Genomic DNA, 22,861 nt, shown 5'->3' with positions numbered 1-22,861 from the left:
TGTGGACGCTTCGGCTAGCTGGTTGGTTGGTTGGCCAGGCCCGTTGACGTCCGGCGCGGCGCCGGTGACGGGCGACCGGCCGCCGGGTCCGTGTCGCCGAGCGGCGTGTCCCTGCGGAACCGGCAGTCGGTGGACGTGGTCGCCCGGGTGCTCTACGCTGCGGGTTAGGTAAGGCTAACCTTTATCGGAGGTGCCCGGTGGCCCCGACCCCTGCTGAGCTGATCCGTACCCTGGTGGCCGGTCGGCTGCCCGGCCTGGTGCATCTCGCCCACCGACCCGGGCCGTTCCACGTCCGGCACGCCACCGACGTGGAGGGGCGGGTGCTGCTGCTCGTCCCGGTCTTCAGCGACCTGGCCGCCGAGCTGGACCCGGGGGTCGCCCGGGACGTCGCCGTGGTGCTCGACGTGCTGGATCTGCCTCCGGCCGCCGGAGCACCCTCGGCCGGCCGGGCCTGGGTCTCCGGCTGGGCGGTGCCACTGGACGGCGAGTCGGCCCGTCGCGCCGCCGTCGACTTCGCCGCCGTGGACCCGACCGGTGACCTGCTCGACGTGGGGAGTCGCTTCCGGCTGCACCGCTTCGAGGTGGTCGAGGCCCGGCTGGAGACCGCCGGTGTGGTGCACCGGGTCGATCCCGGCGAGTACGCCGCCGCCGAGCCGGACCCGCTGCACGCCGACGAGGCCGCGCTGCTGGCCGATCTCGCCAACCACCACGGGCCGGAGACGGTCGCGTACCTGCGCGGTCGGCTCCGGCTGACCGGCGACGAGCCCCGGGTGGTACGCCTGGACCGCTACGGCCTGGTCGTGGCGTACGGCCGACCCGGCGACCGCCGCCGCACCCGCCTGCCGTTCCCCCACCCGGTCACCGACCCGGCGGACCTGCCCCACCTCCTGCACCCCCTGCTTCACCTCCCCACCCCCGCCCACCCCCACCCCTGACCCCCACCCCCCGCTCCCACCCCTCCGCCCCCCGCCCGCTGCCCCGGTGATCAAGAGGTTTGCGTCATGCCGGGCGGCTTTCGTGACGCAAACCTCTTGATCACCGGGGCAGGGCATCACCGGGGCAGGGCATCACCGGGGCGGGGTGCCGGGGCGGGGTTAGGGGAGAGGGGCGGTGAGGTAGCGGTGGATGGTGGGGCCGAGGGTTGCGGCCAGGGTGTCGGGGGTGGCGGAGGCGACCGGTTCGAGGCGGATGACGTAGCGCATCATGGCCAGGCCGATCATCTGGGTGGCGACCAGGGCGCCGCGCAGCGGCCGTTCCGCCGGGTCGAGGTCGAGCTGGTCGAGCACCCGGCGCAGCACCTGGGTGGTCAGGAACTCGCGCATCAGCCGGGCCGTCCACTCGTTGTTGCTCGCCGAGCGGAGCAGCGCCACCGCCGCCCCGCCGGCCGGCGAGTCCCACACCCCGAGGAACGTGCGGACCAGCCGTTCCCCGATCCCGTCCGGTTCGCCGGCCAGCACGGCGGGCAGCAGCGCGGCCGGGTCGACCGGGATGTCGACGGTGGCCCGGAACAGCTCCTCCTTGCTGCCGAAGTAGTGGTGGACCAGGGCCGGATCGACCCCGGCGGCGGTGGCGACCTGCCGGATCGAGGCCGCGTCGAAACCGCGTTCGGCGAACGCCGACCGGGCGGCGGTGAGGATCGCCTCCCGGGTGTCCTGGTTGCCGGGGCGGCGGCCGGTGCGTCGGGTCACCGGGCTCACCCGCTGCGCCGGCGCAGGGTCGCCGCCGCCAGCACCAGGGCCACCACCGCCGCGCCGGCCACGATCGACACGTCGCGCCACATCAGGCCGGTCGGTGTGGAGTGCGCGCCGACCTCCTGGAGCGCCTCCACCGCGTACGACAGGGGCAGCGCGTCGCTGACCGTCTGGAGCCAGCCGGCCATCTGGTCGCGCGGCACGAACAGCCCGCACAGCAGCAGTTGCGGGGCGACCACGACCGGCATGAACTGCACCGCCTGGAACTCGGTGCGGGCGAAGGCGCTGCACAGCAACCCCAGCGCGACGGCCAGCACCGCGTTGACCGCGGCGATCAGCACGACCAGCGCGGCGGACCCGGCGGTGGTCAGCCCGAGCAGCCGGTACGCCGCGGCGGCGGCGACGGTCGACTGGACCACCCCGGCCAGCCCGAACGCGATGCCGTAGCCGAAGAGCAGGTCGAGCTTGCCCAGCGGGGTGGTGAGCAGCCGTTCCAGCGTCCCGCTGGTGCGTTCCCGGAGCATCGCGATGCTGGTCACCAGGAACATGATGATGAACGGGAAGAAGCCCAGCATCACCAGGGCCACCCGGTCGAAGGGCGACGGTCGCCCGGGCGGGGCGGGCTGGTCGGCGTACATGTAGTAGACCAGGGTGAGCAGCACCGTCGGCACCACCACCAGCAGCGCCACCGTACGCCGGTCGTGCCGCAGTTGACGCAGGATGCGCCCGGTGGTGGCGGCCAGGATCGTCGGGTTCACGCCGCCTCCCCGATGTCCGCCGGGCCGGCCTCGCCGGCCCGGATGAGGCGCAGGAACGCCTCTTCCAGGTCGTCCACCCCGGTCGCGGCGCGGACGGCGTCGGGGGTGTCGTCGGCGATCAGCCGGCCGTGGCGGATCAGCAGCAGCCGGTCGCAGCGGGCCGCCTCGTCCATCACGTGGCTGGACACCAGCAGGGTGGTCCCGGCGGCGGCCAGGGCGTGGAACCGGGCCCACAGGTCGGCCCGTAGCACCGGGTCCTGCCCGACGGTGGGCTCGTCGAGGACGACCAGTTCCGGTTCGCCGACCAGCGCGCAGGCCAGTGAGGCCCGGCTGCGCTGCCCGCCGGAGAGGGTGCCGACCAGTTGGCCGGCGGCGGCGGCCAGGCCGACGTCGGTGACCGCCGCGTCGGCGTCGGCGGCGGTACGTCCCTGGAGGGCGGCGAAGTAGCGGGCGTTCTCCCGGACCGTCAGGTCGACGTAGACGCTGGGGGCCTGGGTCAGGTAGCCGACCCGGCGGCGCAGCTCGGCCGCACCGGCCGGTCGACCCAGCACGGTGACCGTGCCCGAGTTGATCGTCTGCACCCCGACCACGGCCCGCATCAGGGTGGTCTTGCCGCTGCCGCTCGGGCCGAGCAGCCCGGTGACCGCGCCGCGCGGCACCGTGCAGCCGATGCCGTCCAGCACCCGTCGTCGACCCCGGTCGACGACCAGGTCGCGGACGGCGATGGCGTCGTCCATCGCGCCTCCCAAAACTCATCGTATGTTGAAATCAACGCTAGATGAATTACCCGGTGTGGCGCAACGGTTGACTTCGAGCACGCTCGAACTGAGAACCTGGGGCACGTGGACATCAGCACGCGGGAGAGAGTCCTGTCGGTCGGCGAGGCGGCGGCCCGGGTCGGCCTGACCACCTACACACTGCGCTGGTACGAACAGGAAGGGCTGGTCGCCCCGGTCGGCCGCGACTCGGCCGGCCGCCGCCGCTACACCGAGGCCGACCTGAGCTGGCTGATGCTGCTCACCCGGCTGCGCCGCACCGGGATGCCCGTGCGTGACATGCGCCGGTACGCCGAGCTGGCCCGCCAGGGCGACCGGACGCGGGCCGCCCGACGGGCGCTGTTCGAAGCCCACCGGGTCCGGGTACTGACCCGGATGGCCGAACTGGAGGAGGACCTCAAGGTGCTCAACTACAAGATCGAAATCTACCGTTGCGCGGAGGAGGGGCGATGATCCGTCGACAGCTGGGGGCCGACGGTCCGGAGGTCTCCGCGATCGGCCTGGGCTGCATGGGGATGAGCTTCGCCTACGGCGGGCCGGACGACGCGGAGTCGACGCGCACCCTGCACCGCGCCCTCGACCTGGGGGTGAACCACCTCGACACCGCCGACATGTACGGCTTCGGCGCCAACGAGCGGCTGCTCGCCCCGGTGGTCCGGGCCCGCCGCGACGAGGTCTTCCTGGCCACCAAGTTCGGCAACCGACGCACCCCCGACGGCTCCGGGGTCCGCGTCGACAGCAGCGCGGCCTGGGCCCGCGAGGCCTGTGACGCCTCCCTCGGGCGGCTCGGGGTCGACACCATCGACCTGTACTACCTGCACCGCCGTGACCCGGGCACCCCGATCGAGGAGACCGTCACGGCGATGGCCGAGCTGGTCGAGGCGGGCAAGGTGCGCCTGATCGGCCTGTCCGAGGTCAGCCCGGCGACCCTGCGTACGGCCCACGCGGTGCACCCGATCTCGGCCGTGCAGATGGAGTACTCCCTGTTCACCCGGGACGTCGAGGGGGAGATGCTGGACACCTGCCGGGAGTTGGGGGTGGCCCTGGTGGCGTACTCACCGGTCGGGCGGGGGCTGCTCACCGGGGCGATCACCGGGCGGGACCAGCTCGCCGAGGGTGACTGGCGGGCGGCGGCTCCCCGCTTCGCGGCGGAGAGCCTCGACGCCAACCTGCGCCTGGTGGCCGCCGTCCGGGCGGTGGCCGACGAGATCGGCTGCACGCCGGCCCAGGCCGCCCTGGCCTGGCTGCTCGCCCAGGGCCCGGACGTGCTCCCGATCCCGGGCACCAAGCGGGTCCGCTACCTGGAGGAGAACACCGCCGCCGCCGACCTGCGGCTCACCGCCGCCCAACAGGCCCGGTTGCGGGAGGCGGTCCCCGCCGACGCGGTGGCCGGCGAGCGGTACGCGGCAGCCGGGATGCGGACGGTCGGCCACTGACCTGCTCCGGTCGCCTCTCTCGCCGCGAGCGGCCCGATCCGGTCCCCTCGGCCGGTGTCCGGATCGGGCCGTGCGCCCAGGCGACCGTCAGCACCTGCGGCCCTACATCGGATCGGACGCTAGCCTTCTTACCGGTCTTTAGCCCCGACCCGGGCTTCAGCCTTCGGACCGGGCGCTAGCCTTCTGACCGGACAGGATGTCCGCCTTCGGGCATTGCGGACCTGATCGGACGTACGGCACGATGGCGCGGTGGATCACGCTCCGTTGCCGGAGGCCGCCTTCCTGGCCGACTGGACCGACCGGCTGCGGGCCTGCGCCGAGCGTCCGGTGGTCGGGATTCTGCTGCGCGGCAGCCACGCCCGGTCAGCCGCCACCGCCTACAGTGACGTCGACCTCGACGTCCTGGTCACCGCGACCGGCCGGCCCGTCCCGGCGGATCCGTCGGACCCGGCACCGCTGGCGGACCTGTCACCGCTGGCGGACCCGGCGTCCCCGCCCGGTGCGGGGCCGTCGGCCCTGTCGCGCCGGGCCGCTGCGCCGGGACCGCCGGAGCGGGTCGGTCCCGCGCCGGTCCCGCGCCGGGCCGGTCCGCCGGCCGCCCCGGGCCCGACCGGTCCGGCCCGGCAGACGACCCCGGTCGACGCCGACCGCGCCGGTCCGGGTGGCACGGGCCGGCCGGCCGAGACGCCGTACGACACCCGTCGCGCCTACCTGACCGAGGTCGACGGGCGGATCGTGCACGTCTCGGTGGCCGCGCGGGACGTCCGCACCTGGGTCGACCGGCTGGGCGAACCCGCCGACTGGGCGTTCGGGCTGCCGGTGACCACCCCCACCCGGTTGCTCTGGGCCGACCCGACCTGGCGTCGCCGGATCGACCTGCCCGTGCTCTGCCAGCCCGCCGACCAGCCCCGGCTGGAGGAGCTGGTCGCCACCCTCGGCAAGGTGGCCGGGGCGCTGGCCGCCGACGACCCGCTCGGGGTCCGGCTGGCCGCCGCCGACCTGGCCCGGCTCTGCCCGTGCGTGCTGCGCCCGGCCAACCCGGGGGTGCGGGTGGTGTCCCGCCGGGCCGCCTTCGCCGCCGCCCTGGACCTGCCGGTCGCGCCGCCGGGCTACCGCGACGACATGCTGCGCTGCCTGGGGGTACGCCCCGCTGCCGTCGCCGAGGTCGGCGTCGCCGCGGCCCGCCTGGTGGCCGGGGTGCTCCCGCTGGTCCGCCCGTACGCCGACCGGATCGCCGAGACGGCCGGCCCGGACCTCGCCCTGGCGCTGCACGATGGCCGGCTGGACCGCTACGTCGCCCAGTTGTCCCGGGCGGTCGGGGACGGGGCGCAGGTGCCCGCACCGCGTGCGGGACAATCGGGAACTGTGCCCGTACCTGACTCTGCCCCCAACGACGGCGGACCCGCCGACGCGGCCCGCCCGTCCCGTCTCGACCCGGCCATCGCCGCCCGGCTGCGCCGCACCCCGGACGGCCTGGTGGCCGCGGTCGTGCGCCAGCACGACACCGGCGAGGTGCTGATGGTCGCCTGGATGGACGACGAGGCGCTGCACCGCACCCTCACCACCGGCCGGGCCACCTACTGGTCGCGCAGCCGGCAGGAGTACTGGGTCAAGGGCGCCACCTCCGGCCACCACCAGTACGTCCGTTCGGTGGCGTTGGACTGCGACGGCGACGCGCTGCTGGTCGGCGTGGACCAGGTCGGCGCTGCCTGCCACACCGGCGAACACACCTGCTTCTTCACCGAACTCCCGGTCACCGGTCAGGGGGTCCAGCGATGACCGACGGCGCGCTCAGCCCGGATCTCGCGGGGTTCGTGGCGGCGGCGGCCCGGTGGCGGGTGGTGCCGGTGACCCGTCGGCTGCTGGCCGACGCGGAGACCCCGGTGGGGGTCTACCGCAAGCTGGCCGGCGGGCCGGGCACGTTCCTGCTGGAGTCCGCCGAGCAGGGTGTCGGTTCGGCCGGCATGGCCTGGTCGCGGTACTCGTTCATCGGGGTGCGCAGCAGCGCCACCCTGGTCGAACGGGACGGCGTCGCGCAGTGGACCGGCACCCCGCCGGCCGGCGTGCCGGTCTCCGGCGACCCGGTGCACGTGCTGCGGGAGACCGTCGAGGCGCTCGCCGGTGGCACCCCGGACCCGGCGGCCGGCCTGCCGCCGCTGACCGGTGGCATGGTCGGCTACCTGGGGTACGACCTGATCCGCCGGTTCGAGCGGTTGCCCGAGCTGACCGAGGACGACCTCGGGGTGCCGGAGTTGGGCATGATGCTCGCCACCGACCTGGTGGTGCTGGACCACTACGACGGGTCGGCGATCCTGGTCGCCAACGCGGTGCTGCCACCGCTTACCGACCCGGACCGGGCCGACCGGGTCACCGCCGCCTACCACCACGCGGTGGGGCGGCTCGACGCGATGACCACCGCGTTGTCCCGACCGATTCCGCCCATGATCTCGACGGTGGGTCGGCCACCGGCCGGCGACGTGGTCAGCCGCACCCCGGACGGCGGCTACCCGAAGGCGGTCGAGGCGGCCAAGGAGGCGATCCGGGCCGGCGAGTGCTTCCAGATCGTGCTGGCCCAACGCTTCGAGCGGGCCACCGACGCCGACCCGCTGGACGTCTACCGGGTGCTGCGGACGACCAACCCGAGCCCGTACATGTACCTGCTGCGCTTCGACGGGTTCGACATCGTCGGCTCGTCCCCGGAGGCGCACCTCAAGGTCAACGCCGACACCGACGGGCAGCGGCGGGCGATGTTGCACCCGATCGCCGGCACCCGGCCGCGCGGGTCCACCCCGGTCGCCGACGCCCGGCTCGCCACCGAGCTGCTGGCCGACCCGAAGGAACGCGCCGAGCACGTGATGCTTGTCGACCTGGGCCGCAACGACCTGGGCCGGGTCTGCCAGCCGGGCACCGTGCAGGTGCCGGAGTTCGCCACCATCGAGCGGTACAGCCACGTGATGCACATCGTCTCCACGGTGGTGGGCACCCTGCGCGAGGACCGGACGGCCTTCGACGCGCTGGCCGCGACCTTCCCGGCCGGCACCCTGTCCGGGGCCCCGAAGGTCCGCGCCATGGAGATCATCGAAGGGTTGGAGCCGGTGCGCCGAGGGCTCTATGGCGGCACCGTGGGCTACTTCGGGTTCGGCGGCGACCTCGACATGGCGATCGCGATCCGGACCGCGCTGATCCGCGACGGCCGGGCGTACGTGCAGGCCGGGGCGGGGGTGGTGGCCGATTCCGATCCGGCCGCCGAGGACCAGGAGACCCGGAACAAGGCCGCCGCCGTGCTGGCTGCCATCGCCGCCGCCGAGACCCTGCGACCGGCCCGGTGAGCGGCACCGCCTCCGACGGCCCGGCTGTCCCCGACGGCCCGGCTGTCCCCGACGGCCCGGCTGTCCCCGACGGCCCGGCTGTCCCCGACGGCCCGGCTGTCCCCGACGGTTCGGCCACCTCCGACGGTTTGGCCACCTCCGACGGGTCGGCGGCCTCCGGTGGTTCGGCGGCCTCCGGGCGGCGTGAGCTGACGTACGCCGTGCTGCTCTGCCTGGCGGGGGCGGGCCTGGCCACCTGGACGGCGACCCGCACCTGGTCGGTGGAGGTGCTCGCCCGGGGGGCGTTGCCGCCGGCCCGGCAGGACCGCTCCGGGGCGGACCTGCTGCCCTGGCTGTCCGCGTTGGCGCTGGTCGCGTTGGCCGGTGGCGGTGCGGTGCTGGCCACCCGGGGGCGGCTGCGGCGGCTGCTGGGTGGTTTCGTCGCCCTGCTCGGCCTGGCGGTGGCGGCCGGTGGCGGTTACGGGCTGGCCGCCGACCCGGGGGCTGAGGCGCACCGGCAGTGGCCGGCGCTCTGCCTGCTCGGTGGCCTGGTGGCGGCCGGAGGCGGGTTGCTCACCGCGCTGCGCGGCGCGGGTTGGCCGACGATGGGTGCCCGCTACGAGCGGACGGCGCGCGCCACCGGGCCGGACCGGCCCGACGGTCGGCCGATCGCCGAGGGGGGCAACCGGGCGGCGTGGGACGCGCTCGACCGGGGTGAGGACCCGACGGTCAGCTGACCGGCTGCGGCGCGCGGGTGGCGCGCTGGTCCCGAACGGCCCGCCGGTCCTGACCCGGGTGCCGGTCCCGGGCCGCGGCCCGGGTGGCGGCCAGCTCGGCGACCAGGCGGTCCAGCTCGGCGCGCTGGTCGGCGCGCGCCCGGTCGGCGCAGACCGCCTCCCAGGCGTTGCCCCGGGCGGTGCGTACCCGCCCCTCGCCCGCGACGACCCGTTCCAGGGTGTGCACCACCTCGACGGCCAGCGAGGCGACGGTTCGGGAGATGGTGGTGAGTCCGATGCCGGCGTTCGGCCCCGCAGTGCTCATAGATCACCCCGCACGATGAGATCCGATGGTGGGCAGGCGCATGGTCGAGTCTGCCCGAAACCGATGCTGCCCGGTTCACGTTTCGCCCTGGTGACGGGCCGGTCAACGGCCCCCACCTGCACCGGGCGGAGATCCTTGAGTTTCGTCACAGCCGCCCCGACCGGGCCGAGCTGCGCGGTGCGCCGGAACGTGATCTCATAACGCATATGGGCGTCTATCGATGGTCCGGGCGGCTCCGGACGACGGATGTCGATGACACCCGCCGACGGGTACGGTGGCGCTGTGTGACATTCCGTTCACCGGAGGTCCGGCATCATGCCACAGCCCATCTCGTGAGGAGCGCCATACCCCCGGCACTTGTCGCCAGGTGGCGCCCCCTAGCATCGGCCCATGACACCCGGAGAGGGGAGTCCGTTGGTGACTGCTGAGCATGCGCACGCAGAGGGGGACGGGGCCGGTTCGGCGGCGTCCGCAAGCGTGCTCGACGAGATCCTGGCCGGCGTCCGCGAGGATGTGGCGCGACGGCAGGAGCAGCTTCCGCTGGAGCGGTTGCGCGAACTGGCCGCCGCCGCGCCGCCGCCGCTGGACGCGTACGCGGCCCTGCGCAAGCCCGGCGTGGCCGTGATCGCCGAGGTGAAGCGTTCCTCACCGAGCCGGGGCCGACTGGCCGAGATCGCCGACCCGGCCGAGCTGGCCGGCGAGTACGCCTCGGGTGGTGCCCGGGCGATCAGTGTGCTGACCGAGGGGCGCTGGTTCGGTGGCTCACTCGACGACCTGGCTGCGGTGCGGGCGGCGGTGCAGGTGCCGGTCCTGCGTAAGGACTTCGTGGTCTCCAGCTACCAGGTGCACGAGGCCCGGGCGCACGGTGCCGACCTGGTGCTGCTGATCGTCGCCGCGCTGGAGCAGAACGCCCTGGTCGGGTTGCTGGAGCGGATCGAGTCGCTCGGCATGTGCGCGCTGGTCGAGGTGCACACCGAGGAGGAGGCCGACCGGGCCCTGGAGGCCGGCGCGCAGGTGATCGGGGTCAACGCCCGTGACCTGCGTACCCTGGAGGTCGACCGGTCGGTGTTCGAACGGATCGCCCCCGGCCTGCCGAGCAGCGTCGTCAAGATCGCCGAGTCCGGCGTGCGCGGTCCGCACGACCTGATCCGGTACGCCTCGGCCGGCGCCGACGCCGTCCTGGTGGGCGAGGGGCTGGTCACCCAGAAGAGCCCCCGTGAGGCGGTCGCCGAGCTGGTCAACGCCGGGAACCACCCGGCCACGCCCCGCCCGGCGCGCTGACCCGACGGGCAGATCTGCGCAGCGAGAGGACATCGCGATGAGCGAGCGCGAGCGATTCGTCACCGGCGACGCGACGGGGCGTCGGCGCGCGGACGGCCGGGGAGCGACGGCATGAGCGCCGACGTGACGACCCCGGCCGGCCAGTTTCCCGACTCCGCCGGTCACTTCGGCCGGTTCGGCGGCCGGTTCGTCCCCGAGGCGCTGGTCGCCGCGCTCGACGAGCTGGACGCCGCGTACCGCAAGGCGATGACCGACGAGGAGTTCCTCGCCGAGTTCGCGGCCCTGCTGCACGACTACGCCGGCACCCCCTCCCTGCTCTACTCCGCCGAGCGGTTCTCCGCCAAGATCGGTGCCCGGGTCCTGCTCAAGCGGGAGGACCTCAACCACACCGGCGCGCACAAGGTGCGCAACGTGCTGGGCCAGGCGCTGCTCACCCGGCGGATGGGCAAGCGGCGGGTGATCGCCGAGACCGGCGCCGGTCAGCACGGGGTGGCCACCGCCACCGCCGCCGCCCTGTTCGACCTCGACTGTGTGGTCTACATGGGCGAGGTGGACACCGAGCGGCAGGCGCTCAACGTGGCCCGGATGCGGATGCTGGGGGCCACCGTGATTCCGGTGACCACCGGCTCGCGCACCCTCAAGGACGCGATGAACGAGGCGATGCGGGACTGGGTCGCCAACGTCGACGACACCCACTACCTGATCGGCACCGCCGCCGGTCCGCACCCGTTCCCGGAGATGGTCCGGGACTTCGTGCGCGGCATCGGTGACGAGGCCCGTCAGCAGTGCCTCGACCTGACCGGTGGGCTGCCGGACGCCGTGCTCGCCTGCGTCGGCGGCGGCTCCAACGCGCTGGGCATCTTCCACGCCTTCGTGCCCGACACCGACGTACGACTGTACGGCTTCGAGGCCGGTGGCGACGGCGTGGACACCGACCGGCACGCCGCCAGCATCACCGGCGGCACCCCCGGGGTGCTGCACGGCGCCCGCACGTACGTGCTGCAGAACGCCGACGGCCAGACCGTCGAGTCGCACTCGATCTCCGCCGGCCTGGACTACCCCGGGGTCGGCCCGGAGCACGCGTGGCTGCACGACAGCGGCCGGGCCCGCTACCAGCCGGTGACCGACCGGGAGGCGATGGCCGCGTTCGAGCTGCTCTGCCGCACCGAGGGGATCATCCCGGCGATCGAGAGCGCGCACGCCCTCGCCGGCGCGGTGCAGATCGCCCCGCAGCTCGCCGCCGAGCTGGGCCGGGAACCGCTCCTCGTGGTCAACCTCTCCGGCCGGGGCGACAAGGACGTGCACACCGCCGGTGAGTACTTCGGCATCCTCGACAAGGAGCAGTGAGACCGTGAGCCGGATCGGGGTGGCCTTCGACAAGGCCCGGGCCGACGGGCGGGCCGTCCTGGTCGGCTGCATGCCGGCCGGGTTCCCCACCGTCGAGGGCAGCATCGCCGCGATGACCGCGATGGTCGAGGCCGGGGTGGACGTCATCGAGGTGGAGATCCCCTACTCCGACCCGGTGATGGACGGCCCGGTGATCCAGAAGGCCAGCGACATCGCCCTGGCCGGTGGTGTCCGTACCGCCGACACGCTGCGCATCATCGAGGCGGTCGCGGCCACCGGGGCACCCGTGGTCACCATGACCTACTGGAACCCGATCGAGCAGTACGGGGTGGACGCGTTCGCCCGGGACCTGGCCGCCGCCGGGGGCACCGGCCTGATCACCCCCGACCTCATTCCCGACGAGGCCGGCGAGTGGCTGGCCGCCTCGGACGCGTACGGGCTGGACCGGACGTTCCTGGTCTCCCCGTCGTCCACGGACGCCCGGCTGCGGATGACCGTTGAGCACTGCCGGGGCTTCGTCTACGCCACCGCCATCATGGGGGTGACCGGGGCCCGGTCCCAGACCTCGGACGCCGCCCCGGTGCTGGTCTCCCGGCTGCGGGAGGTCACCGAGCTGCCCGTCGGGGTGGGTCTCGGCGTCGGCACCGGCGCGCAGGCGGCCACCGTCGCCGGGTACGCCGACGGGGTGATCGTGGGTAGCGCGCTGATCCGCCGGCTGCTGGACGCCCCGGACCTCGACGCGGGGTTGGCCGCCCTGCGTACCCTCTCCGCCGAGCTGGCCGAGGGCGTCCGCAACCCGACCCGCTGAGCCCGCACCCGGCCGGCCCGTCCCACCCTGCCGTCCGTCGCCGAGGTGCGGGACGGCTCGGGTTGATCAACTCAGTGGGGGCGCGACGGCGGTGTCCGCTGCGGCGGAATGCTGCCATTTCGCCCCACGGCTGGCGTCCGTCGGGCGGCCGGCCGACGGGGTTGCAGGGTCGGGTGGCAGGTCTGACCGGACCGGGGTGCCACGGCGCGGCTGCGCAGCGGTAGCCTGTGCACCCGTGACCCACGTCTCGATGACACCCCTGGCGGCGCTGCCCAGCCCCACGACCGCCGTCTGGCAGCTCGGGCCGGTCCCGCTGCGGGCGTACGCCCTCTGCATCGTCGCCGGCATCGTGATCGCCTGTCTGGTGACGGAGCATCGGCTGCGCCAGCGTGGCGTCGCCCCCGGCGCGGTGCTCGACATCGCGGTCTGGGCGGTCCCGACCGGCATCATCGGCGCCCGGATCTACCACGTGATCACCTCACCCGAGAAATACTTCGGCACCGGCGGTGACCCCTGGAAGGCGTTCGCCATCTGGGAGGGCGGTCTCGGCATCTGGGGGGCCGTCGCCGGTGGCGCGGTCGGTGCCTGGATCGCCGCCCGGCAGCTGGGCATCCCGCTGACGGTGGTGGCCGACGCCCTCGCCCCGGGCCTGCCGCTGGCCCAGGCGGTGGGCCGGCTCGGCAACTGGTTCAACAACGAGCTGTACGGCGGGCGGACCAGCCTGCCGTGGGGCCTGGAGATCCACCGGATGGACCCGGACAATCCCGGGCACGCGCTGCGCGACGACGCCAACCAGCCCATCCTGGAGCCCGGCCTCTACCATCCGACGTTCGCGTACGAGGCGCTGTGGAACCTCGGCGTCGCCGGCCTGGTGTTCGCCCTGGACCGGCGGTTCAAGTTGGGGCGCGGCCGGGCCTTCGCGCTCTACGTGATGGGTTACACCGCCGGCCGGTTCTGGATCGAGCTGATGCGCAGCGACGAGGCGAACCGGATCCTCGGGGTCCGGCTCAACGTGTGGACCGCCGGGCTGGTCTTCCTCGGCGCGCTGATCTACTTCCTGCGGGTGCGGGGCCCCCGGGGTTACCTGATCCCGATCGACGCCCCCGCGCCGGCTCCGGTGACCGGTGGCGACGTCTCCCAGGTCGACCTGTCCCAGACCGGCAAGGGGTCCGCCGCGACGGTCGCGCCGGTGGGCTACCAGGTGGTCGACGAGGAACAGTTCACCGCGTACCGGGAGACCGGGGTACGGCCCGACGGACCCGCCGCCGACGACGCGACGGCGACCGACGACCAGCCTGAAGGCCACGACGACCAGCCTGAAGGCCACGACGACCAGCCTGCGGGCCACGACGACCAGCCGGCGGAGCCCGACCGGCTCAGCGGCGGTGCGGAGGCCGGGGCCGGCGGCGACCGAGCCGGCGGCGACCGGGCCGCCGGGACCGGCGCGGGCGACGACATCGACGCGTCAGCGGGGGCCGGCGGCGCGGGTGGCCGGCCCGCCGACCGGGACAACTGAGCGGGCCCGGCATGCGCAGCGCGGTGGTGGTCGGCGCCGGGCTCGGCGGACTGTCGGTGGCCGGCGCGCTGGCCCGCTCCGGCTGGCAGGTCACCCTGCTGGAACGGGCCGACCGGGTCCGCCCGGAACCCACCGCCGTGGTGCTCTGGCCCAACGGGGTACGCGCGTTGCGGGTACTCGGCCTCGGCGCCGGCCTGGACGCCATCGCCACCCCGCTGCCCGACGGCGGTATCCGCCGCCCCGACGGTCACTGGCTGGCGCAGCCCCGGCCCACCCCGGCCGACCGGATGCCGGTGGTGGTGCACCGGGAGGATCTGCACGACGCCCTGATCGCCGGCCTCGGGGACCGGGTCGAGCTGCGGACCGGGGTCGTGGTGGACAGCGTCCGGGCCAACCCCGACGAGCGGCCCGGGGTCGGGCTGAACGGGCAGTTCGTCGAGGCGGACCTGGTGGTCGCCGCCGACGGCACGGACAGCGTGCTGCGCCGTCAGCTCGCCCCCGAGGCCAGCGTGGTCAGTTCCGGCTGCGCCGCCTGGCGGGCGGTGATCCCCTGGTACCGGGTGCCGGTGCCGGCCGACCAGCCGGTCGGTGGCGAGGTGCTGGGCGCCGGTTACCGGTTCGTGGCGGCCTCGCTCGGCGAGCGGGGGTCCTCCGGCGCGTCCCGTCGAGGTGGCGTCTACTGGGTGGCCACCGCCGCCGGTGCGCCCCGCCCGGAGTCCCCGCAGACCCAGCTCGCCCTGCTCAAGCGGTGGTACGCGGGCTGGCCCGCCCCGATCGGTGACCTCCTGGCGGCCACCGAACCCGACGACCTGGTGCAGCAGGAGGTGCGTGAGTTGCGTCCGCTGCCCCGGGCGTACGGCTTCCCCGCCGGGCCGGGCGGGGTGGTGCTGCTCGGCGACGCCGCCCACGCCATGCCACCGCACCTGGGACAGGGCGCCTGCCTGGCCTTCGAGGACGCGGCCACCCTGTCGTCGCTGCTGCGCGAGTCCCGGTTGCCCGACGCCGTGCTGGCGTACGACCGGTTGCGCCGTCCCCGGGCGGCCACCGTGGTCCGGCAGACCCGCCGGATGTCGGCGGTGCTCCAGACCCGGGGCCGGCTGGCCCTGCGCGCCCGCGACGCGGCCCTCGGCACGATCAGCCCCCGCCTGCTCTCCGGTGCCGCCGCCGCAGCCGCCGCCTGGCGCCCCCCACCCACCCCCTGACCCGCCCCCACCCCCAACCCGCCCCGCACGGCCGTCCCCGGGCCGGTGATCAAGAGGTTTGCGTCATGCGCGGCCCATTTCATGACGCAAACCTCTTGATCACCGAGCCGAGCCGGGGCGGGGCGAGCCGGGGCGGGGCGAGCCGGGGCGAGTCGGGGCGGGGCGGGGGAGGGACAGGGGTGGGGGTTAGAGGAGGGCGGTGGGTTCGGCTATGCAGGCGGTGCCGATGCGGCGGAAGCCGACGCGCAGGTAGATGCGGGCGACGTCCTCGCTGCCGGCGGAGAGGAAGACCAGGTCGGTGCCGGCGGCGCGCAGGGTGCGGGCCAGAGTGGCGGTGACCGCGGCGGCGAGCCCCCGGCGGCGGGCGGCCGGCAGGGTGGCGACCCCGGCGATCTCGGCGACGTCGTCGACCCGCATCGCCATCCCGCTGGCCAACGCGCCGTCGTCAGGCGTCCAGGCGACCGCCGACAGTCGCCGGCCGGCGGCGATCGCGGCCCGCTCCTCGTCGAGGGCGGCCACGTCCAGCTCGGTCATCGCGGCGTCCCGTTCGGCCGGGCCGGCGGCGCCGGCGGCGGTGCCGGCGGCGGAGAAACCGACCGCGGCGACCGCGCGGCGGGCCGCCACGTCGAGCGCGAAGCCGGGCGCGTCCGGGTCCAGCACCCGCACCGGTACGTCGGTGAGCGTCGCCGGGTCGGGCGGGGTCACCTGCGGGTCGAGCACCATCAGCGGGGCCTCCAGCACGCTCAGGCCGGCGGCCCGGGCGGTGGTGAGCAGGTCCGGGGTGGTCTCGTGCACCCACTCGAACGCCTCGGGCAGGCCCAGCTCACGCTGCCGTTCCCGGACGGTGTGCAGGTCGGCCAGCGACGGTGGCGCGGTGGCGTCGAGGCGGGGGCGGGCGTAGAACGGCCAACCGACCCCGTTCCGGGCGAACAGCACCAGGCCGCCGTGTTCCTCGGCGCGGGCGGCGTCCCGGGGCACCGCGTCATAGAAGCGTTCCAACCGGTCGAACAGGTCGCGATGCGCAGGATCCACCGCGCGAGACTACACGTCCCAGAGTCTGGAAGGTGTGATCAATCCGCACTGGCCCTGCCCGGGTCGCCCTAACGTAGACTCAACAGACCGCCCAGGGCCGACGTCGTCCCGACCATGAAACAACCTGAGTGACGACAGGAGACCCGGTGGCCCTTCCGTACCCGCACAGCCCGCAGCCGGTCCCTTCCGCGACCGGTCTGTACGACCCGGCGCACGAGCACGACGCGTGCGGGGTGGCCTTCGTGGCCGACCTCCACGGGCGGCGCTCCCATGCGGTGGTGGCGAACGGCCTCGGTGCGCTCTGCCGGCTCGACCATCGTGGCGCCCGGGGCGCCGAGCAGAACACCGGCGACGGCGCGGGCATCATGATCCAGGTGCCGGACGCGTTCCTGCGCGCGGTGGTGGACTTCCCCCTGCCCCCCGCCGGCCAGTACGCCACCGGTCTGGTCTTTCTCCCCGACGACGACGGCGGTGAGGCCCGCGCCCGTCAGGTGGTGGAGAAGTACGCCCTCGTCGAGGGGGCCGAGGTGCTCGGCTGGCGCGACGTGCCGACCGACCCGAGCGGGCTCGGTGAGACGGCGTTGGCGGCGATGCCCCGGATCCGGCAGCTCTTCCTGGCCGCGCACCGGCTCACCGACACCCCGGCGGGTCCGGCCGGTTCCCCGCTGTCCGGCATCGACCTGGACCGGGTGGCGTTCTGCGTGCGTAAGCAGGCCGAGCGGGAGACCGCCGAGCGGGGGGTGACCGCCTACTTCCCGTCGTTGTCGGCGCGGACGATGACCTGGAAGGGCATGCTCACCCCCGACCAGCTGCCGGAGTATTTCCCGGAGCTGACCGACGAGCGGGTCGACAGCGCGATCGCGTTGGTGCACTCCCGGTTCTCCACCAACACCTTCCCGTCCTGGCCGTTGGCCCACCCGTACCGGTTCATCGCGCACAACGGCGAGATCAACACGATCCGCGGCAACCGGAACTGGATGCAGGCCCGCGAGGCGCTGCTGCGCAGCCCGCACCTGCCCGGCAACATCCGCCGGGTGTTCCCGGTGTGCACTCCGGCCGCTTCCGACTCGGCCAACTTCGACGAGGTGCTGGAGTTGCTGCACCTGGCCGGCCGGAGCCTGCCGCACGCGGTGCTGATGATGATCCCGGAGGCGTGGGAGAACGACCCGGCGATGCGCCCGGACAAGCGCGCGTTCTACCGGTTCCACGCCAGCCTGATGGAGCCGTGGGACGGGCCGGCGTCGGTCGCCTTCACCGACGGTGAGATCGTCGGGGCGGTGCTGGACCGCAACGGCCTGCGGCCGGGGCGTTGGTGGCGGACCGCCGACGGGCTGGTGGTGCTGGGCAGCGAGGCGGGCGTGCTCGACCTCGACCCGGCCACGGTGGTCGCCAAGGGCCGCCTCCAGCCGGGCCGGATGTTCCTGGTGGACACGGTCAACGGCCGGATCGTCTCGGACGACGAGATCAAGACCGAGTTGGCCGCCGCCCAGCCGTACGACGAGTGGCTGCACGCCGGCCTGATCGACCTCGGTGACCTGCCCGCCCGGGAGCACGTGGTCTACACCCACGACTCGGTGCGCCGGCGGCAGCAGACCTTCGGTTACACCGAGGAGGAGCTGAAGATCCTGCTCGCCCCGATGGCCCGTACCGGGGCGGAGCCGCTGGGCTCGATGGGCACCGACACCCCGATCGCGCCGCTGTCGACCCGGCCCCGGCTGCTCTACGACTACTTCCACCAGCTCTTCGCGCAGGTCACCAACCCGCCGTTGGACGCGATCCGGGAGGAGTTGGTGACCAGCCTGGCGTCGACCATCGGCCCGGAGGGCAACCTGCTGGACCCGGGGGCGGCGAGCTGCCGGCAGATCGTGCTGCCCTACCCGGTGATCGACAACGACGAGCTGGCGAAGCTGCTCGACGTCGACGAGGACGGCGACCTGCCCGGCTTCAAGGCGGTCCGGGTGTCCGGGCTCTACCGCATCCGCGACGGCGGGGCCGGCATCAAGGCCCGGCTGACCGAGATCTGCCGGCACGTCTCCGAGGCGATCGAGGACGGCGTACGCATCCTGGTGCTGTCCGACCGGGACTCCAACGCCGACCTGGCGCCGATCCCGTCGCTGCTGCTGACCGCGGCGGTGCACCAGCACCTGGTGCGGGAGCAGACCCGGACCCAGGTGGCGCTGATCGTGGAGTCCGGTGACTGCCGCGAGGTGCACCACGCGGCGGTGCTCATCGGGTACGGCGCGGCGGCGGTCAACCCCTACCTGGCCTTCGAGTCGGTGGAGGACATGATCGCCACCGGGGCCCTGGTCGGGGTGGAGCCGGGCAAGGCGGTCCGCAACTACGTCAAGGCGCTCGGCAAGGGCGTCCTCAAGATCATGTCCAAGATGGGCATCTCGACGGTGTCGTCGTACTGCGGCGCGCAGGTCTTCGAGGCCGTCGGCCTGGACACCCGGCTGGTCGACCGCTATTTCCGAGGCACCCCCAGCACCATCGGCGGGATCGGGCTGGCCGGGATCCACACCGAGGTCGCCGCCCGGCACGGGCAGGCCTGGCCGACGCCCGGCACCGTCGGCTCCACCCGGCTGGAGGTGGGCGGCGAGTACCAGTGGCGGCGCGAGGGCGAGCTGCACCTGTTCAACCCGGAGACGGTCTTCCTGCTCCAGCACGCCACCCGCAGCCGCCAGTACGACGTGTTCCGCCAGTACACCGCCAAGGTCGACGAGTTGGCCGCCCAGGCCGGTTCGCTGCGCGGGCTGTTCACCCTGCGGACCGGGTTGCGTCCGGCGGTGCCGATCGAGGAGGTCGAGCCGGCCACCGAGATCGTCAAGCGGTTCGCCACCGGCGCCATGTCGTACGGGTCGATCTCGGCGGAGGCGCACGAGACGCTGGCCATCGCGATGAACCGGCTCGGCGGCAAGTCCAACACCGGCGAGGGCGGCGAGGACGTCGACCGGCTGCACGACCCGGCCCGCCGCTCGGCGGTCAAGCAGATCGCCAGCGGACGCTTCGGGGTGACCAGCGAATACCTGGTCAACGCCGACGACCTCCAGATCAAGATGGCGCAGGGCGCGAAACCCGGCGAGGGTGGGCAGCTGCCCGGCAACAAGGTGTGGCCGTGGATCGCCCGCACCCGGCACGCCACCCCCGGCGTCGGCCTGATCTCCCCGCCGCCGCACCACGACATCTACTCCATCGAGGACCTCGCCCAGCTCGTGCACGACCTCAAGTGCGTCAACCCGGCCGCCCGGGTGCACGTCAAGCTGGTCAGCGAGGTCGGTGTGGGCACCGTCGCGGCCGGGGTCGCCAAGCTCAAGGCCGACGTCATCCTGATCTCCGGGCACGACGGCGGCACCGGCGCGTCCCCGCTCAACTCGCTCAAGCACGCCGGCACCCCCTGGGAGCTGGGCCTGGCCGAGGCGCAGCAGACGCTGCTGCTCAACAAGCTGCGTGACCGGGTCACCGTGCAGGTCGACGGCCAGCTCAAGACCGGCCGGGACGTGGTGGTGGCGATGCTGCTCGGCGCGGAGGAGTTCGGTTTCGCCACCGCCCCGCTGATCGTCGAGGGCTGCGTGATGATGCGGGTCTGCCACCTCGACACCTGCCCGGTCGGCATCGCCACCCAGAACCCGGTGCTGCGGGAACGCTTCACCGGCCGGCCGGAGTTCGTGGAGAACTTCTTCCTCTTCCTCGCCGAGGAGGTCCGCGGCTACCTGGCCGAGCTGGGCTTCCGCAGCATCGAAGAGGCGATCGGGCAGACCGAGGTGCTCGACATCGTACCGGCGATCGACCACTGGAAGGGCCACGGCCTCGACCTGGCCCGGGTGCTGCACACCCCGCAGCTGCCCGAGGGTGCCGCCCGGCGCGGTGTCCGCGCCCAGGACCACGGCCTGGAGTTGGCCCTGGACAACGAGCTGATCGCGCTGGCCCAACCGGCGCTGCGCGACGGCAGCCCGGTCCGGGTGGAGGTGGCGGTGCGCAACGAGCACCGTAGCGTCGGCGCGATGCTCGGCGGCGAGGTGACCCGCCGGCACGGCGGCGCCGGCCTGCCGGACGACACCGTCGAGTTCGTGCTGCGCGGCACCGCCGGGCAGTCCTTCGGCGCGTTCCTGCCGCGCGGGGTGACCCTGCGGCTGCACGGCGACGCCAACGACTACGTCGGCAAGGGGCTCTCCGGCGGCCGGATCGTGATCCGCCCGGACGCCGCCGCGCCGTTCGTCGACCCCGAGGCCACCGCCGGGCAGCGCGCCGAGGACCAGATCATCGCCGGCAACACCATCCTGTACGGGGCCACCGGCGGTGAGCTGTTCCTGCGTGGCCGGGTGGGGGAGCGCTTCGCGGTGCGTAACTCCGGTGCGGTGGCCGTCGTCGAGGGCGTCGGCGACCACGGTTGCGAGTACATGACCGGTGGCACGGTGGTGGTGCTCGGCGAGACGGGCCGTAACTTCGCCGCCGGCATGTCCGGTGGGACGGCGTACGTGCACCGGTTGGACACCGGCCGGGTCAACGCGGAACTGGTCGACCTGTCCCCGCTGCGCGACGCCGAGCGGGAGTTGCTGCACGACCTGGTGCAGCGGCACGTCGCGGAGACCGACTCGGCGGTCGGCGCGGAGTTGCTCAAGAACTGGCCGGAGGCGGTGGAGGAGTTCACCGCCGTGGTCCCCCGGGACTACCGCCGGGTTATGGAGATCATGAAGGCCGCCGAAGCCGCCGGCCGCGACGTCGACGACGCGGTCATGTCTGCGCTGACCGCGTCGGTGCCGCCCGCCGCGCGGGTGGTCGCCCAGGAGGTGGCTCGTGCCTGACCCGAATGGTTTCCTGCGTTACGAGCGGCAGTTGCCGGCCCGTCGCCCGGTGGCGGTGCGGATCACCGACTGGCGCGAGGTGTACCCGCCCGCCGGGGCCGAGCTGATCCGGGAGCAGGCCACCCGGTGCATGGACTGCGGCATCCCGTTCTGCCACGACGGCTGCCCGCTGGGCAACCGCATCCCGGACTGGAACGACCTGGTCCGCACCGGCACCTGGGACGCCGCGGTGGAGTCGCTGCACGCCACCAACAACTTCCCCGAGTTCACCGGCCGGCTCTGCCCGGCACCCTGCGAGGCGGCCTGCGTGCTGGGTCTGGGCGGCCAGCAGCCGGTCACCATCAAACAGGTGGAGGTGGAGATCGCCGACGCGGCGGTGGCCCGGGGCGGGCTGAACCCCCGCCCGGTGCCGGCGTCGACCGGGCGGTCGGTCGCCGTGGTCGGTTCCGGGCCCGCCGGGCTCGCCGCCGCCCAGCAACTGGCCCGCGCCGGTCACGCCGTCACGGTGTACGAGCGGGACGACGCGATCGGCGGTCTGCTGCGTTACGGCATCCCCGATTTCAAGCTGGAGAAGCAGCACATCGACCGGCGGCTGGCCCAGCTCGCCGCCGAGGGCGTGCAGTTCCGCACCGGGGTGAACGTCGGGGTCGACGTGACCGCCGAGGAGCTGCGGGCCCGGCACGACGCGGTGCTGCTGGCCTGTGGCGCGCTCCAGGGCCGGGACACCCCGGAGACGCCCGGTCGGCCGCTGCGCGGCGTCCACCAGGCGATGACCCACCTGGTGGCGGCGAACCGGGTGGTGGCGGCGGCCGGGGACGGCCGGCCCGCCCCGGCGGTGCTGCCCGACGGCACGCCGATCGACGCGGCCGGCAAGCACGTGGTGATCATCGGTGGTGGCGACACCGCCGCCGACTGCCTGGGCGTGGCCCACCGGCAGGGCGCGGCCGGCGTCCACCAGCTCGACCTCTACCCGGAGCCGCCGCACGGCCGCGACGCCGAACGGGACCCGTGGCCGACGTGGCCGTGGGTGCTGCGCAACTACCCGGCGCACGAGGAGGGCGGGGAGCGGGTCTTCGCGGTGGCCGTGCAGGAGTTCGTGGACGACGGCACCGGTCAGGTCAAGGGCGTCCGGATCGCCGAGGTGACGGTGGAGCGGCGCGACGGTCGACGGGTCGTCACCGCGTTGCCCGGCTCCGAGCGGGAACTCCCGGCGGACCTGGTGCTGCTGGCCATCGGCTTCGAAGGCACCGAGGAGCAGCCGCTGCTGGCCCAGTTCGGGGTGGTCCGCAACGCCCGGGGTGCGGTCGACGCCCGCCCCGACTGGCAGACCGACGCCGACGGGGTGTTCGTCGCCGGGGACATGCACCGGGGGGCGTCGCTGATCGTCTGGGCGATCGCCGAGGGGCGGGCCGCCGCCGCGGCGATCCACTCCTACCTGGGTGGGGTGGGTGACCTGCCGGCCCCGGTCGACCCGGCCCGGCAGCCCCTCGCCGCGCGCTGACCCCGGGCGGCCGGCTGCCCTCGGCTAACGGTTGCCCTCGGCGGTTGGCTGCCCTTGCTCGCCGGCTGCCTTGGGCTGGTGGCTGCCCTGCCCTGGGCTGGTGGCTGCTTCGGCCGGCGGCTGATGGGGGCTGCTTCGGCGGTGAGATCTGGTCCGGCTCCGGTGCGGTGCCGGGGGGAGGGTGCGGGTCCTCCGGGAGCACATGTGTCCGCAGGAAGGGTCATGCCTGGCTGGCATATTTATGCCAGCCAGGCATATTGCTGTCCGGGACTACCTCCTCTGCCCGGCTCGACGCCGGCCCAAGCCGTAGCCGAGCGGGCCAGCGCCGGAGCTGAGATGCGGCAGAGCACTCAAAGCTGAGG

The 22,861-nt window shown here is 74.1% G+C and carries 18 protein-coding genes and 1 pseudogene; 14 read left to right on the top strand and 5 right to left on the bottom strand.

Annotation, left to right across the window (positions count from 1 at the left end; all coding sequences use genetic code 11):
* The first annotated feature begins 197 nt into the window (after window positions 1-197).
* A complete protein-coding gene (locus AB0B63_RS02580) occupies window positions 198-935 on the top strand; it encodes a DUF2470 domain-containing protein (protein ID WP_208569700.1) in 738 nt (245 codons plus the stop codon).
* A gap of 159 nt (window positions 936-1,094) precedes the next feature.
* On the opposite strand, the gene AB0B63_RS02575 is transcribed toward AB0B63_RS02580, so the two are convergent.
* From AB0B63_RS02575 to AB0B63_RS02565, 3 genes are read right to left on the bottom strand one after another with little or no spacing between them, the layout of a single operon-like run.
* Window positions 1,095-1,688, bottom strand: a complete 594-nt coding sequence (locus AB0B63_RS02575; RefSeq protein ID WP_357014017.1) for a TetR family transcriptional regulator — start codon at window positions 1,686-1,688, stop codon at window positions 1,095-1,097.
* A gap of 5 nt (window positions 1,689-1,693) precedes the next feature.
* A complete protein-coding gene (locus tag AB0B63_RS02570) occupies window positions 1,694-2,449 on the bottom strand; it encodes an ABC transporter permease (protein ID WP_208569698.1) in 756 nt (251 codons plus the stop codon).
* The gene (locus AB0B63_RS02565; protein ID WP_219463875.1) at window positions 2,446-3,186 is read right to left on the bottom strand and encodes an ABC transporter ATP-binding protein; all 741 of its coding nucleotides are present in this window, start codon (window positions 3,184-3,186) and stop codon (window positions 2,446-2,448) included. The genes AB0B63_RS02570 and AB0B63_RS02565 overlap by 4 nt, the downstream gene beginning before the upstream one ends.
* A gap of 105 nt (window positions 3,187-3,291) precedes the next feature.
* Here AB0B63_RS02565 and AB0B63_RS02560 point away from each other — a divergent pair, with 105 nt between their 5' ends.
* The 6 genes and pseudogenes from AB0B63_RS02560 to AB0B63_RS02535 all read left to right on the top strand — a co-directional run bounded on the left by AB0B63_RS02560 (window position 3,292) and on the right by AB0B63_RS02535 (window position 8,706).
* Window positions 3,292-3,678, top strand: a complete 387-nt coding sequence (locus tag AB0B63_RS02560; protein WP_357014012.1) for a MerR family transcriptional regulator — start codon at window positions 3,292-3,294, stop codon at window positions 3,676-3,678.
* Window positions 3,675-4,661, top strand: a complete 987-nt coding sequence (locus tag AB0B63_RS02555) for an aldo/keto reductase (protein WP_357014009.1) — start codon at window positions 3,675-3,677, stop codon at window positions 4,659-4,661. The genes AB0B63_RS02560 and AB0B63_RS02555 overlap by 4 nt, the downstream gene beginning before the upstream one ends.
* 249 nt (window positions 4,662-4,910) lie before the next feature.
* Window positions 4,911-5,867 (top strand): annotated as a pseudogene (locus tag AB0B63_RS02550) (hypothetical protein); the annotation flags it as partial.
* Window positions 5,868-6,026: 159 nt separating this feature from the next.
* Entirely contained in the window at window positions 6,027-6,440 is a 414-nt protein-coding gene (hisI, locus tag AB0B63_RS02545) for a phosphoribosyl-AMP cyclohydrolase (RefSeq protein WP_357014395.1), read from the top strand.
* On the top strand, window positions 6,437-7,990 hold the full coding sequence (locus AB0B63_RS02540; RefSeq protein WP_357014006.1) for an anthranilate synthase component I: 1,554 nt from the start codon (window positions 6,437-6,439) through the stop codon (window positions 7,988-7,990). Before hisI ends, AB0B63_RS02540 begins: the two co-directional genes overlap by 4 nt.
* A 128-nt stretch (window positions 7,991-8,118) precedes the next feature.
* Complete coding sequence (locus tag AB0B63_RS02535; protein ID WP_357014393.1) at window positions 8,119-8,706, top strand: Trp biosynthesis-associated membrane protein; 588 nt, start codon at window positions 8,119-8,121, stop codon at window positions 8,704-8,706.
* Here AB0B63_RS02535 and AB0B63_RS02530 read toward each other — a convergent pair.
* Entirely contained in the window at window positions 8,699-9,010 is a 312-nt protein-coding gene (locus AB0B63_RS02530; RefSeq protein WP_208569692.1) for a hypothetical protein, read from the bottom strand. The genes AB0B63_RS02535 and AB0B63_RS02530 overlap by 8 nt on opposite strands.
* Window positions 9,011-9,487: 477 nt before the next feature.
* Between AB0B63_RS02530 and trpC the strand changes: the two genes are divergently transcribed.
* From trpC to AB0B63_RS02505, 5 genes are all read left to right on the top strand, one after another.
* Window positions 9,488-10,291 carry an indole-3-glycerol phosphate synthase TrpC gene (gene trpC / locus AB0B63_RS02525; RefSeq protein WP_176738808.1) on the top strand — a complete coding sequence of 268 codons (804 nt, stop codon included), beginning with the start codon at window positions 9,488-9,490 and terminating at the stop codon, window positions 10,289-10,291.
* 111 nt (window positions 10,292-10,402) lie between these two features.
* On the top strand, window positions 10,403-11,638 hold the full coding sequence (gene trpB, locus AB0B63_RS02520) for a tryptophan synthase subunit beta (protein ID WP_357014003.1): 1,236 nt from the start codon (window positions 10,403-10,405) through the stop codon (window positions 11,636-11,638).
* A 4-nt stretch (window positions 11,639-11,642) separates the two neighbouring features.
* Window positions 11,643-12,446, top strand: a complete 804-nt coding sequence (gene trpA, locus AB0B63_RS02515; protein ID WP_208569690.1) for a tryptophan synthase subunit alpha — start codon at window positions 11,643-11,645, stop codon at window positions 12,444-12,446.
* A gap of 250 nt (window positions 12,447-12,696) precedes the next feature.
* The gene (lgt, locus tag AB0B63_RS02510) at window positions 12,697-13,962 is read left to right on the top strand and encodes a prolipoprotein diacylglyceryl transferase (RefSeq protein WP_357014390.1); all 1,266 of its coding nucleotides are present in this window, start codon (window positions 12,697-12,699) and stop codon (window positions 13,960-13,962) included.
* Between the two features lie 11 nt (window positions 13,963-13,973).
* Window positions 13,974-15,164, top strand: coding sequence for an NAD(P)/FAD-dependent oxidoreductase (locus AB0B63_RS02505; protein WP_208569689.1), 1,191 nt, complete (start codon window positions 13,974-13,976; stop codon window positions 15,162-15,164).
* Between the two features lie 186 nt (window positions 15,165-15,350).
* On the opposite strand, the gene AB0B63_RS02500 is transcribed toward AB0B63_RS02505, so the two are convergent.
* The gene (locus AB0B63_RS02500; protein WP_357013998.1) at window positions 15,351-16,196 is read right to left on the bottom strand and encodes a GNAT family N-acetyltransferase; all 846 of its coding nucleotides are present in this window, start codon (window positions 16,194-16,196) and stop codon (window positions 15,351-15,353) included.
* A gap of 146 nt (window positions 16,197-16,342) precedes the next feature.
* Between AB0B63_RS02500 and gltB the strand changes: the two genes are divergently transcribed.
* Both gltB and AB0B63_RS02490 read left to right on the top strand, forming a co-directional pair.
* The gene (gltB, locus tag AB0B63_RS02495; protein ID WP_357013995.1) at window positions 16,343-20,998 is read left to right on the top strand and encodes a glutamate synthase large subunit; all 4,656 of its coding nucleotides are present in this window, start codon (window positions 16,343-16,345) and stop codon (window positions 20,996-20,998) included.
* Complete coding sequence (locus AB0B63_RS02490; protein ID WP_208569686.1) at window positions 20,991-22,499, top strand: glutamate synthase subunit beta; 1,509 nt, start codon at window positions 20,991-20,993, stop codon at window positions 22,497-22,499. Before gltB ends, AB0B63_RS02490 begins: the two co-directional genes overlap by 8 nt.
* Window positions 22,500-22,861: the final 362 nt, after the last annotated feature.

It is taken from the genome of Micromonospora sp. NPDC049081, assembly GCF_040648835.1.
Classification (GTDB): Bacteria; Actinomycetota; Actinomycetes; order Mycobacteriales; family Micromonosporaceae; genus Micromonospora; species Micromonospora antibiotica.
Note: the sequence above shows the minus strand (reverse complement) of the source record. Positions and strands in the feature narration are given on the sequence as shown.

Excerpts from the sequence above, each read along its gene's own strand:
- lgt (WP_357014390.1), top strand. The coding sequence starts at position 12,697 with ATGACACCCCTGGCGGCGCTGCCCAGCCCCACGACCGCCGTCTGGCAG.
- AB0B63_RS02555 (WP_357014009.1), top strand. The coding sequence starts at position 3,675 with ATGATCCGTCGACAGCTGGGGGCCGACGGTCCGGAGGTCTCCGCGATC.
- AB0B63_RS02530 (WP_208569692.1), bottom strand. The coding sequence starts at position 9,010 with ATGAGCACTGCGGGGCCGAACGCCGGCATCGGACTCACCACCATCTCC.
- AB0B63_RS02505 (WP_208569689.1), top strand. The coding sequence starts at position 13,974 with ATGCGCAGCGCGGTGGTGGTCGGCGCCGGGCTCGGCGGACTGTCGGTG.
- trpB (WP_357014003.1), top strand. The coding sequence starts at position 10,403 with ATGAGCGCCGACGTGACGACCCCGGCCGGCCAGTTTCCCGACTCCGCC.
- AB0B63_RS02540 (WP_357014006.1), top strand. The coding sequence starts at position 6,437 with ATGACCGACGGCGCGCTCAGCCCGGATCTCGCGGGGTTCGTGGCGGCG.
- AB0B63_RS02565 (WP_219463875.1), bottom strand. The coding sequence starts at position 3,186 with ATGGACGACGCCATCGCCGTCCGCGACCTGGTCGTCGACCGGGGTCGA.